Source organism: Streptococcus caballi DSM 19004, assembly GCF_000379985.1.
In the GTDB taxonomy this organism is placed as follows: Bacteria; Bacillota; Bacilli; order Lactobacillales; family Streptococcaceae; genus Streptococcus; species Streptococcus caballi.
This window is the reverse complement of sequence record NZ_KB904065.1, coordinates 17,343-29,644: the sequence shown is the minus strand read 5'-3', so window position 1 is coordinate 29,644 and position 12,302 is coordinate 17,343. Positions and strand designations below refer to the sequence as shown.

The 12,302-nt window shown below is 40.0% G+C and carries 14 protein-coding genes; all 14 read left to right on the top strand.

The window, feature by feature from the left end; translation table 11 throughout:
- Positions 1 to 4 precede the first annotated feature (4 nt).
- The 14 genes from A3GS_RS13280 (at position 5) to rplC (ending at position 12,283) form a co-directional block, all read left to right on the top strand.
- Positions 5 to 91 (top strand): hypothetical protein, encoded by an 87-nt coding sequence (locus A3GS_RS13280; RefSeq protein ID WP_420805163.1) that lies wholly within the window; start codon positions 5 to 7, stop codon positions 89 to 91.
- 11 nt (positions 92 to 102) lie between these two features.
- Positions 103 to 294 (top strand): hypothetical protein, encoded by a 192-nt coding sequence (locus A3GS_RS13010; protein ID WP_018363839.1) that lies wholly within the window; start codon positions 103 to 105, stop codon positions 292 to 294.
- A 4-nt stretch (positions 295 to 298) separates the two neighbouring features.
- Positions 299 to 1,063, top strand: a complete 765-nt coding sequence (locus A3GS_RS11365; protein ID WP_240430883.1) for a hypothetical protein — start codon at positions 299 to 301, stop codon at positions 1,061 to 1,063.
- Positions 1,056 to 1,205, top strand: a complete 150-nt coding sequence (locus tag A3GS_RS12625) for a hypothetical protein (protein WP_018363837.1) — start codon at positions 1,056 to 1,058, stop codon at positions 1,203 to 1,205. Before A3GS_RS11365 ends, A3GS_RS12625 begins: the two co-directional genes overlap by 8 nt.
- Before the next feature lie 221 nt (positions 1,206 to 1,426).
- The gene (purB, locus tag A3GS_RS0102470; protein WP_018363836.1) at positions 1,427 to 2,725 is read left to right on the top strand and encodes an adenylosuccinate lyase; all 1,299 of its coding nucleotides are present in this window, start codon (positions 1,427 to 1,429) and stop codon (positions 2,723 to 2,725) included.
- A gap of 164 nt (positions 2,726 to 2,889) precedes the next feature.
- Positions 2,890 to 3,789, top strand: a complete 900-nt coding sequence (locus A3GS_RS0102465) for a helix-turn-helix domain-containing protein (RefSeq protein WP_018363835.1) — start codon at positions 2,890 to 2,892, stop codon at positions 3,787 to 3,789.
- A 162-nt stretch (positions 3,790 to 3,951) separates the two neighbouring features.
- On the top strand, positions 3,952 to 4,953 hold the full coding sequence (gene ruvB / locus A3GS_RS0102460) for a Holliday junction branch migration DNA helicase RuvB (protein ID WP_018363834.1): 1,002 nt from the start codon (positions 3,952 to 3,954) through the stop codon (positions 4,951 to 4,953).
- Positions 4,954 to 5,093: 140 nt separating this feature from the next.
- Positions 5,094 to 5,525, top strand: coding sequence for a low molecular weight protein-tyrosine-phosphatase (locus A3GS_RS0102455; protein ID WP_018363833.1), 432 nt, complete (start codon positions 5,094 to 5,096; stop codon positions 5,523 to 5,525).
- Between the two features lie 16 nt (positions 5,526 to 5,541).
- Positions 5,542 to 5,934, top strand: coding sequence for an MORN repeat-containing protein (locus A3GS_RS0102450; RefSeq protein WP_018363832.1), 393 nt, complete (start codon positions 5,542 to 5,544; stop codon positions 5,932 to 5,934).
- Positions 5,931 to 7,712: an acyltransferase family protein gene (locus tag A3GS_RS0102445; protein ID WP_018363831.1), complete on the top strand. Its 1,782-nt coding sequence runs from the start codon at positions 5,931 to 5,933 to the stop codon at positions 7,710 to 7,712. The genes A3GS_RS0102450 and A3GS_RS0102445 overlap by 4 nt, the downstream gene beginning before the upstream one ends.
- Before the next feature lie 368 nt (positions 7,713 to 8,080).
- Positions 8,081 to 9,565 carry a threonine synthase gene (thrC, locus tag A3GS_RS0102435; RefSeq protein ID WP_018363830.1) on the top strand — a complete coding sequence of 495 codons (1,485 nt, stop codon included), beginning with the start codon at positions 8,081 to 8,083 and terminating at the stop codon, positions 9,563 to 9,565.
- Between the two features lie 63 nt (positions 9,566 to 9,628).
- Entirely contained in the window at positions 9,629 to 10,918 is a 1,290-nt protein-coding gene (locus A3GS_RS0102430) for an MATE family efflux transporter (protein WP_018363829.1), read from the top strand.
- 208 nt (positions 10,919 to 11,126) lie between these two features.
- Positions 11,127 to 11,435 (top strand): 30S ribosomal protein S10, encoded by a 309-nt coding sequence (gene rpsJ / locus A3GS_RS0102425; protein ID WP_002885653.1) that lies wholly within the window; start codon positions 11,127 to 11,129, stop codon positions 11,433 to 11,435.
- Positions 11,436 to 11,656: 221 nt separating this feature from the next.
- Positions 11,657 to 12,283: a 50S ribosomal protein L3 gene (gene rplC / locus A3GS_RS0102420; protein ID WP_018363828.1), complete on the top strand. Its 627-nt coding sequence runs from the start codon at positions 11,657 to 11,659 to the stop codon at positions 12,281 to 12,283.
- Positions 12,284 to 12,302: the final 19 nt, after the last annotated feature.

Below are 12,302 nucleotides of genomic sequence, written 5' to 3'. Positions count from 1 at the left end.
TAAAATGAGTGCTTGTTGTGGTAAACTAGAAGTAAAGCACAACCGCAAAATAGGTCACGTGACGGTTGTTAGTGATAAAATTGATTTTTAACAGGGGGTTGTATGGGCGAATTAGCCATAAAAAATGATAAGCTTGTCAAGACAAAGGAAGCGGGGAATACCTCACTTGATGTTGAACTATCTCAAAATAAAAGAAGAAGTTTTGAACAAATTGGTAATTATTTCTCGACTATTGTTAATTCTTATAATGAAATTAAACAAAATATCAATCCTGAGGAAATCTTTGCTACCTAATTTTGTGACTAAAGGAACAAATAATGATATTGTTTCTAAAGCTAGACTGGAAAAAATCGTATTAGATAATCCTGAAGCTATACAGAATATCATGTCTAATGTGAACCAGCTAGCAAATGCTCAAAGAATTGATGATTTAGAAATTCTTCTCTCCGAGGTTAAACAGCTGAGTTTGGAAATTAAGCAGGGACAAAAAAATGATAGACGGGCAAAAATTCTAGGTGCAGAGAGCACAATAAATCAAGCTTTACAAATGCCTGATGATAATCCACATAAACAATTTTTGTTGCTAAGTTCAATAAGTCAGTTGAATGAAGGTAGAGAATCTCTTATTAAGGAATTTGAAGATGAAATTTCCAAGAGTTTATCAATACCAAAATCAAAGTTCGGTTTATTTTTAAAATCATTATGGGATGACAAATTCAATGATGATATTTCAAATAGTTTTTCTGAATTAAACGATCAATTCTCTTATATCGTAAAAGCTAGTGATTTACTTGCTAAAACTTATTCAGTGACAGGTGATGATAAATTACTTGATATAATTTATTCGCCTGTAAAATCTTTAGTAGAAAATCACCACGAGTATGTATCAAAACTAGTGGAATTGCAAGATTTAGGCAGCGAGGAGTATCAACGTCAAATGAAATGGTGTATTGAACCCAGTGAATTCATTGCTCAAATTGGAACAACAGAGTTATTGGAAGATGATGTAATCACTATTGAATTTACTGGCGAAGAATTATTGAATGGAGAACAACATGGATAAAAAACAAGTTCATCAAATTGGTAAAACGTTAAATAAACCTGTAAAATTTTTGAAGAAAAATGCTACAATAATTGCAACGGCGCTAGTCTCTATTGGAGGATCAGCAATAGCCAATCATTTTTCGGGAAAGAATAAAAAATAAAAATATAGAAAGGAACAAGGGTAGCCGTATTCTCTAAATTGAATACGGGTACTCTTAATTCCATATCAAAAAATTGTAAAACAGAAAGGAATGGGTTACAAGTTAGCACAACTGAACCCGGGCGGAAAGCTCGGAATTTAGATAAACCGCCTAGGACACAAGCGTCCGTCGTTGGTTTCCTAAAATTCAGTCGCTTTCTTGTCGCCCTTGGTATCTTAAACATGATCGAACGTTATTCACGCCCTGAGATGGCGAACATTTGGAGTGAGGAAAACAAGTACCGTGCTTGGTTGGAAGTGGAAATTTTGGCTGATGAGGCTTGGGCTGAGTTGGGTGAGATTCCTAAGGAGGATGTGGCCAAGATTCGTGAGAAGGCGGATTTTGATATTGACCGCATTTTGGAGATTGAACAGCAAACGCGCCACGATGTGGTTGCCTTTACCCGTGCGGTCTCTGAGACACTAGGCGAGGAGCGCAAGTGGGTGCACTTTGGGCTGACTTCGACAGACGTGGTAGATACGGCCTACGGCTACCTTTACAAACAGGCCAATGCCATTATTCGCAAGGATTTGGATAATTTCCTTGAAATCATTGCTAACAAAGCTAAAGAACATAAATTTACAATCATGATGGGGCGTACACATGGTGTCCATGCGGAGCCAACGACTTTTGGTCTCAAGCTTGCGACTTGGTACAGCGAAATGAAGCGGAATATCGAGCGTTTTGAACATGCTGCCGCTGGTGTGGAAGCTGGGAAAATCTCTGGTGCTGTTGGGAACTTCGCTAATATTCCACCATTTGTTGAAGCTTATGTGTGTGAAAAACTTGGTATTCGCCCACAGGAGATTTCAACCCAAGTGCTGCCACGTGACCTGCACGCCGAATATTTTGCTGTGCTAGCCAGCATTGCCACATCAATCGAGCGCATGGCGACGGAAATCCGCGGTCTGCAAAAGTCTGAGCAGCGTGAGGTGGAAGAGTTCTTTGCCAAAGGTCAAAAGGGCAGCTCTGCTATGCCCCACAAACGCAACCCTATCGGGTCAGAAAACATGACGGGTCTGGCGCGTGTGATTCGCGGTCACATGGTGACAGCTTATGAAAATGTGTCCCTCTGGCATGAGCGCGATATTTCGCACTCATCGGCTGAGCGCATTATCACGCCTGATACGACCATTCTCATTGACTACATGCTCAACCGCTTTGGCAATATCGTCAAGAATCTGACGGTTTTCCCAGAAAATATGAAGCGCAATATGGGCTCTACCTTTGGTCTCATTTTCAGCCAGCGTGCCATGCTGACTTTGATTGAAAAAGGCATGACCCGCGAGCAGGCTTATGACCTTGTTCAGCCTAAAACTGCGCAGTCTTGGGACAATCAAGTGGACTTCAAACCGCTGCTGGAAGCAGACCCAGAAGTCACTTCCCGCCTGACCCAAGACGAAATCGACGAAATCTTCAACCCAGCCTACTATACTAAGCGAGTCAACGAAATCTTTGACCGCATCGGACTGGGTGACTAAATTTTTGATAATAGCAGAGCACCTCAACCAGTTGGTCGAGGTGCTTTGTTATAGGCATAAACTATAGCGGTCTATACAGAAAAACAATAAAAGCCGCTTACTCAAAAAATAGCGTTTATCATGATATAATAGACCTACAACCATAAAATTCTGAGGAAGCATATATGAAAAGATTCGGGGATAAAATCAAGAACTTAAGAGCACTCAAGGGGCTAACCCAGGAAGAAGTCTGTGGAGATCAGACAGAACTCTCTGTTCGGCAGCTAGCTAGGATTGAGGCAGGAAAATCAGTACCGACATTAAATAAAGTTCTCTATATTTCTCAGACACTTGGGGTGTCAGTTGGTGAGCTAGCAGATAATAATTTTTATGATTTACCTTCAAGGTATAAAGAATTAAAGAATATGTTATTAAGGATACCGACTTATGGAGATAACGAGCGTATAAAGAAAAGAGAGTCCTATATTGATGAAATCTTATTGAAATTTTACACTTCTCTTCCAGAAGAGGAAAAGTTGATTGTGGACTGTCTTCAGTCAAAATTTGATGTACATTTTAGTGCCAATGTTAATTTTGGTGAAGAGATTTTAAACGATTACTTTGATCAAGTTCAGCGTAAAAAAGTTTATCAAATTAATGATTTACTACTGATTGAATTGTATTTAACTTGTTTTGCTTCAAGTGAAAGTTATGAAGGAATTTACACAATCGAACGTTATGATTCTTTACTTAGCTGTCTTCTTAGTCAGAAAAAGCTGTCCACTGAAATATATTTTACATTAAATAATATTTTGCTCTCACATGTGGATGTAGCTTTTAAATTGGAGAAGAAAAACTTTATTGAAAGAATTATTGCTAAAAGCAATGCAATTATGACAGATATTCATGATTTTCAGAAGAGGCCTATTTTAAGTTTGGTTGAATGGAAATATTTCATTTATTTTGAAAAAAATTGGAGTAAAGCAGAGACAGCCTATCAGCAGGCTATACTATTTGCTGACCTCATCGGAGATAGTTATTTACAAGAAAAACTTAAAGAAGAATGGAAAAATGATTCAACATGACATATATGTCATGTTGTTTTTTGTTTACCTTGTTTATAATGAATTCATAAATTATTAAGGAGGTAGAAACCAATGAGATATTTTGTAGTGTTGTTAGTTGGTTGGTGGGGACTATAATAAGACTCATAGGAGTTTTGTTATTTTTTCTGCTATAATAGTCTTATGGTTAGAATTTTAGATAATGATTTAATGGGTGACGAGGAGTATGTTGAACGTACCCTTCGCCCACAATATTTGAGAGAATATATCGGGCAGGACAAGGTAAAGGATCAGCTAAAGATTTTTATTGAGGCAGCTAAGATGCGCGATGAATCTTTGGACCATGTGCTTTTGTTTGGCCCTCCGGGCCTTGGTAAGACAACCATGGCTTTTGTGATTGCTAACGAGTTGGGTGTCAATCTCAAGCAGACTTCTGGGCCCGCCATCGAAAAGGCTGGCGACTTGGTGGCCATTCTCAATGATCTTGAACCTGGGGATGTGCTTTTTATTGATGAGATTCACCGCATGCCCATGGCGGTCGAAGAAGTGCTTTACAGTGCCATGGAAGATTTTTACATTGATATCATGATTGGCGCCGGCGATACCAGCCGCAGCGTTCACCTTGATTTGCCACCTTTTACTTTGATTGGCGCGACGACTCGGGCAGGTATGCTCTCCAACCCTTTGCGAGCTCGCTTTGGGATTACGGGACATATGGAATACTACGAAGAAGCTGATTTGACAGAGATTATTGAACGGACTGCAGCTATTTTTGAGATGGAAATTGTACACGAAGCTGCGCAGGAATTGGCACTACGTAGTCGTGGAACCCCACGTATTGCTAACCGTCTGCTCAAGCGTGTCCGAGATTACGCGCAAATCATGGGGGATGGTGTTATTACTAGTGAGATCACAGATAAGGCGCTCAACATGCTGGATGTGGATCATGAAGGGCTGGATTATGTTGACCAAAAAATCCTTCGCACCATGATTGAAATGTACAACGGAGGTCCTGTTGGACTTGGAACTTTGTCAGTCAATATCGCCGAAGAGCGCGACACAGTTGAAGACATGTATGAGCCTTATCTTATTCAAAAAGGCTTTATCATGCGAACCAGAACAGGGCGCGTGGCAACGGCCAAAGCTTATGAGCACCTGGGTTACCCCTATGATGAAAATCGCTGAGCTGAAACTGATTTTAGTTTCAGTTTTTCTTTAGACAGACAACTTGTAGGCTCGCTAAAAGGAGCTTTTAAGGTGGAAAAAGCTTGAAAAATGAGGTATGATAGGACTAGATAAAAAGCACCTTAGAGGAAAGCAAGAGAATGAAAAAAGTCTGTTTTGTTTGTCTTGGGAATATTTGCCGCAGTCCCATGGCTGAATTTGTTATGAAAAATCTTGATGAAGATGGTCGGCTACAAGTCGTCAGCCGTGCAACCTCGGGCTGGGAACATGGTAACCCCATTCATACTGGCACTCGTCGTATTTTTCAGAAGCACAAGATTGCCTATAGTTCGCAGAAACGATCCCAACAGATTGCTAAGCAGGACTTGGAAACTTTTGATTTTATTATCGGGATGGATAAGCAAAATGTAGCTGATTTGAAAAGGCTATCTAATGGATTGTATGACAGAAAGATTTTTCTTTTTGCAGAAGGTGGTGTTCCAGATCCTTGGTACACAGGCGATTTTGATGCAACTTACATCCAGGTAAAGGCGGGATGTCAGCGTTGGCTGGAGAGAATTTTAAAAGATTAGAATTAGGTATAGAGTGATGCATGAATGGTTAAAAAAATTAAATATATCACGCGGTAAGATAGAAGTGGCTCTCGTTATTCTTCTCTTGCTTTGTGGGCTGTCCACTTTTACAGTTAATAGAAAAACTAAAACCAGTTTGACCTATGATAAGGGTAAGATTACCTATACTGGCTATTTGGTGAATCATCGCATGAATGGTCAAGGAAAATTGACCTATGAAAATGGTGATGTTTATGAAGGTCAGTTTGTCAACGGCCTTTTTGATGGGAAAGGAACTTTTACAGCCAGCACAGGTTGGTCCTATAAAGGGGATTTTAAAAAAGGCCAGGCTGATGGTCAAGGTGTCCTAAATGCGAAAAATAACAAGGTTTATAAGGGAACCTTTAAACAGGGGATTTATCAAAAATGAGAATTAAATGGTTTTCTTTAGTACGTATAACAGGCTTGTTACTAGTACTTTTATATCACTTTTTTAAAAATGCCTTTCCAGGTGGCTTTATCGGTGTTGACATCTTTTTCACTTTCTCAGGTTATTTGATCACAGCTTTGATGATTGATGAATACGCTAGAAGTCAGAAATTTGATTTGAAGGGTTTTTATCGGAGACGTTTTTATCGTATTGTTCCTCCGCTGGTTTTGATGGTTCTATTGACCATGCCTTTTGTTTTCTTAGTTCGGAGAGATTTTATTGTAGGCATTGGACATCAAATCGCTGCGGCTATTGGTTTCACCACCAATTTTTATGAAATTCTGACGGGTGGAAACTATGAAGCTCAGTTTATCCCTCATCTTTTTGTCCATACTTGGAGTTTGGCCATAGAGGTTCACTTTTATTTAATTTGGGGTCTTTTGATTTGGTTCTTATCCAAGCGTCATTATAAGCAAAAACGATTTCGTGGTAATATTTTTCTCATATCAACGGCTTTCTTCCTGATTAGTTTTTTAACCATGTTTGTGCGTGCTTTCTTTGTTAGTAATGTGTCAAGTATCTATTTTTCGACACTTTCTCACAGTTTCCCATTCTTCTTGGGAGCTATCACCGCAACCTTGACGGGCATCAAGGAAACAACCTCGCAGTTTAAGCAAAATGTGATATCTTGGTCTAGGAAAAAAGTCATAGCAGCTATGGCAGTCAGTTTTCTGTTACTTTTACTGTTGAGTTTTGTTCTGAATTTCAATCACAAAGTGACTTATCTCCTTGGTTTTCTTATATCTAGCATTTTGGGGATTGTTATGATTTATGCGGCGCGTGTTTTAAATGACCAGACGCCACAAGTTAAGGAACCGTTGGCTATTACTTACTTAGCGGACATAAGCTACGGCATCTACCTTTTTCATTGGCCATTCTATATTATTTTTAGTCAGTTAATGGCAAATGGCTTCGCTGTTCTTCTGACAGTGCTGTTTTCTGTGATTTTCTCAACTTTTTCTTATTACATCATAGAACCTTATATAGCTGGTAAACAATCAAGCCTGTTTGGCCTTGAAATTGATTTAAAGCCCTATAAATACTGGGTTTTGGGTGTGCTTGCTACCTTAACCTTGTTGACCGTTGGCACCTCTGTCTTTGCCCCTAAAGTGGGAGATTTTGAAACAGACTTGTTGGTTAATACCTTAAAGCAGGAACAAACTAAAATCAATCAGACTCATACGCTAGCTGCAGGGGATGCATCTGCCCTGTCCAATGTGGCTGTTATTGGGGACTCAGTTGCTTTGCGATCTAGCGCAGCTTTTTCGTCCATTCTTCCAGAAGCTCAACTTGATGCCAGCGTGAGTCGTAATTTTGATCAAGCCTTTGAAATCATGGAAAATCAGATTAAGTCAAATACTTTGGCCAATACACTGGTTTTAGCTGTTGGAGTCAATTCTTTGGATAATTACGAAAAAGACCTACAGCAGTTTATTGATAAGTTGCCAGCAGGACATCGCTTAGTTCTAGTAACTCCCTATAATGCACGTAATGCTACTCAAGCGTCAACAGTGAGAGATTACGAGCGTTCTTTGGCTAAGAAGTATTCCTACATTACTGTTGCTGACTGGTATCAAGTAGCAATGGCTCATCCTGAAATCTGGGGTGGTACTGATGGCGTTCACTATAGTGATGCCGATGATACGGGTGCTAAGCTCTATGTTGAAAATATTCAAAGAGCTATTCAACGTGCCGCTAAACGTGATGCGAAAAAATAATAATCCTTTCTTCCAGTTGACTCTTTATCAGCTGGATTTTTAAATTTTATGTTAGAAATTTTAACAATAAAAAGTTGTTGGAAATCCCTTAAAATCAGTTTACAAAGCCTATTTTTAGCGTTATAATAAACCTGACATAAAGTGTTATGAAAATAGGAGGAATGATTAAGATGGCAGACTTGTTCTATGACCTTTTAGCAGCTGTTTGGATTGCTATTGCTGGCATGGATTCACGTTGGGAAGCGTGATTGAGACCATAAAAGTTATCCAATTTGGATAGCTTTTTTGCTATATATTAACAAATTTGCGCAAATTTTCTGATAATTATGGTATAATGCTTAAAAGACTATCTAAAATTGAGGTTTAACATGACATTAGTATATCAATCAACCCGCGATGACAATAACAAAGTGACAGCTAGTCAAGCGATTTTACAAGGTTTGGCGACAGACGGTGGCCTCTTTACACCGCTAACAACACCAGAGGTCAATTTAGACTTTAACCAGCTCAAAGATGCTTCTTATCAAGAAGTGGCTAAGTTGGTCTTGTCAGCTTTCTTGGATGACTTCACAGAAGAAGAGTTGGATTACTGCATCACTAATGCTTATGATAGCAAATTTGATACGCCAGCTATCGCTCCCCTAGTAAAACTTGGCAATCAATATAATTTGGAACTTTTCCATGGTTCAACCATTGCCTTCAAAGACATGGCCTTGTCAATTTTGCCGTATCTCTTAACAACGTCAGCTAAGAAGCAAGGTGTTGACAACAAAATTGTTATCTTGACAGCGACATCGGGTGACACTGGTAAAGCTGCAATGGCTGGTTTTGCGGATGTGCCAGGTACTGAAATTATCGTTTTCTACCCAAAAGACGGTGTTTCAAAAATTCAAAAACTGCAAATGACCACACAGACAGGTGCCAATACGCATGTTGTTGCCATTGAAGGTAACTTTGATGATGCTCAGACAGATGTTAAGCGCATGTTCAACGATGTTGACTTACGAGCTAAGCTGTTAGCGAACAAGACTCAATTTTCGTCAGCTAACTCAATGAATGTTGGTCGTTTGATACCGCAGGTTGTTTACTATGTCTATGCTTATGCGCAACTTGTTAAATCAGGTGATATTCAAAATGGCGACAAGGTTAATTTCACCGTACCGACAGGTAACTTTGGAAATATATTGGCTGCCTATTACGCGCGTCAGATTGGTGTGCCAGTCGGTAAACTCATTTGTGCTTCTAATGAAAACAATGTTCTTACCGACTTCTTCAAAACGGGGACTTATGACAAGAAGCGTGCCTTTAAGGTGACAACTAGCCCGTCTATGGACATCTTGGTGTCTTCAAACTTGGAACGTCTTATTTTCCATCTTTTGGGAAATAGCGCTGCTAAGACTAAGCAACTCATGGAAGACCTTGATAATGCAGGAGAGTACAAGTTGAAAGATGCTGACCAATCCATTTTGGACTTGTTTGCAGCAGGTTTTGCAACTGAAAAAGAAACAGCAGCGGAAATCAAACGTGTTTATGAGGAAAGCCATTATATTGAAGATCCTCACACAGCAGTTGCTTCAGCTGTCTATCAAGACTACACTGAAAAATCAGGGGACAATAAGCCAACGGTTATCGTCTCAACGGCTAGTCCTTATAAATTCCCACGCGTTGCAGTAGCAGCAGTGACAGGTAAAGACAGTGGAGATGACTTTGCAGCGGTACAGAAATTACATGAACTATCAGGTGTTGCTATTCCAGCAGCAGTTGACGGCCTTGAAGAAGCAGCAGTTCTACATAAAACAGTTGTTGCGACAGCAGATATGCAAAAGGCTGTTGAAGATTATTTAGGCTTGTAAAAATGAAGAATGTATTTTAATAATAGGGAGGAGCCGTTGGGCTCTTTTCATTTATAGAGTATTATGAATCAAAGAAGAAAAATTATTGAGCTGGCTCTGCCAGCCATGGCAGAAAATTTGCTGCAGATGCTCATGGGAGTGGTAGATAATTATTTGGTAGCTCAAATTGGCTTGGTAGCTGTATCAGGCGTTTCGGTGGCTAACAATATTATCACCATTTATCAAGCTGTTTTCATTGCTTTAGGTGCAGCTATTTCCAGTTTAATTGCAAAGAGTAGAGGCGAAAAAGATAATCAGAAAGTTTTGCGTTATCAGGCGGAAGCTATTTTTGCTACCCTTGTTTTAAGTCTGGTCTTAGGGTTAATCTCACTCTTGGGCGGAAAATCCATTTTATCTTTTTTGGGAACTGAAGCAAACGTGACACAGGCAGGAAGTTTTTATTTGGCTATTGTTGGCGGTCTGATTGTTAGCTTAGGTCTGATGACAAGTTTTGGGGCCTTCTTACGCGCACAGGGGAAGCCCCGTTTGCCCATGTATGCTAGCTTATTAAGCAACCTACTAAATGCAATTTTGTCGGCGCTAACTGTTTTTATTTTCCACTGGGGGATCGCTGGAGTAGCTGGGGCAACTGTTCTGTCGCGTTTTCTAGGTCTTCTTTTGATGGCTAGTCAGCTACCCATTTTTTCTATAATAAGGAAGATGAGACCAACAGTTGATACAGACTTGTTGAAAGTTGCTTTGCCAGCAGCTGGGGAGCGGTTGATGATGCGGGCAGGAGATGTAGTCATCGTTGCTATCATCGTTAAATTTGGAACAGAGGTTGTTGCCGGAAATGCAATTGGTGAAACCTTGACCCAGTTTAATTATATGCCAGGAATGGGTGTTGCTACGGCCACGGTTATTTTAGTGGCTCACAGTTTGGGACAGGACAACAAGCAAGAAATTCGCCAGTTGGTGCATGATTCTTACATCATTTCTGTGATTCTTATGTTGCTAGTTGGAGCGACGGTATATATTTTAGGTGGCCACTTGACAGGTCTATTTACGACGAATACGAACGCAATTAAGGCTAGTATGGTTGTCCTTCTGTATTCTTTTACCGGTGGTCCGGCGACAGCAGGAACACTTATTTACACGGCGGCGTGGCAAGGTTTGGGTAATGCAAAACTCCCCTTTTACGCCACGACATTTGGAATGTGGGTCATTCGTATTATCACTGGCTACTTGCTAGGAATCACATTCAGCATGGGGTTAGCTGGTGTATGGATCGCGACGATTTTAGACAATGTTTTCCGTTGGGGATTCCTTTATTATCGTTATCAACTTTATCAAATAAAAGGTGTGGGCATCTGAAAGCGCCCACATTTCTTTTTTTAAAAAAAGTAAGCTAAAAACCTTGCAAAGCCTTGCCAAATCTGATATCATATACTGGTGCTGTAAATAAACAGCTTTAGCTATGATACAAGAGGTTGCGACACACTTGGTTGCATTGCCACGCAACATGTGTTGGTTTTCTTGAGGAGCTAGCCTATTATCTTAAATAGACGAAAAGGAGAAAAAGATGGCAAACAAAAAAATCCGTATCCGCTTGAAAGCATACGAACACCGTACACTTGACACAGCGGCAGAAAAAATCGTTGAAACTGCGACACGCACAGGCGCTACAGTTGCTGGACCAGTTCCACTTCCAACTGAACGCAGCCTTTACACTATTATTCGTGCGACTCACAAATACAAAGATTCACGCGAGCAATTTGAAATGCGTACGCATAAACGTCTCATCGACATTATCAACCCAACACAAAAAACTGTTGATGCTTTGATGAAACTTGATCTTCCAAGTGGTGTTAACGTCGAAATCAAACTCTAATTTGATTTCACCTAATTGAGCACAAGCTAAACTCTGTGCAAAAAAGATAAATCTTCCTAGAAACAGAAGTTTCTTCGTCAGATTTCCTGTTTTTGCTGTGAGTTTGACGCCTTTTGCATCATACCTTGAGCATAAAAAACGCTCGTTAAAAACTTTTTTGAGCATAAAAAACGCTCATTAAAAACTTTTTGAAATAAATAAAGTAAAGGAAATATTTTCTCATGACAAAAGGAATCTTAGGGAAAAAAGTGGGAATGACTCAAATCTTCACTGAAGCTGGTGAATTTATCCCTGTTACTGTCATCGAAGCAACACCAAACGTTGTGCTTCAAGTGAAAACTGTTGAAACAGACGGTTACGAAGCGGTTCAAGTTGGTTTTGATGATAAACGCGAAGTATTGAGTAACAAACCTGCCAAAGGCCATGTAGCGAAAGCTAACACTGCTCCTAAGCGCTTCATTCGTGAATTCAAGAACATCGAAGGCGTAGAGGTTGGAGCAGAACTTACTGTTGAACAATTTGAAGCCGGCGATGTTGTTGATGTAACTGGTACAACTAAAGGTAAAGGTTTCCAAGGTGTTATTAAGCGTCACGGTCAATCACGTGGTCCTATGGCTCACGGATCTCGTTACCATCGTCGTCCAGGTTCAATGGGACCTGTTGCACCTAACCGTGTTTTCAAAAATAAACACTTGGCAGGACGTATGGGTGGCAACCGTGTGACAATCCAAAACCTTGAAATTGTACAAGTTATCCCAGAGAAAAACGTTGTCCTTATCAAAGGTAACGTACCAGGTGCTAAGAAATCTCTTATCACTATCAAATCAGCAGTTAAAGCTGCTAAATAATAAGAAAGGAGAAAACAGT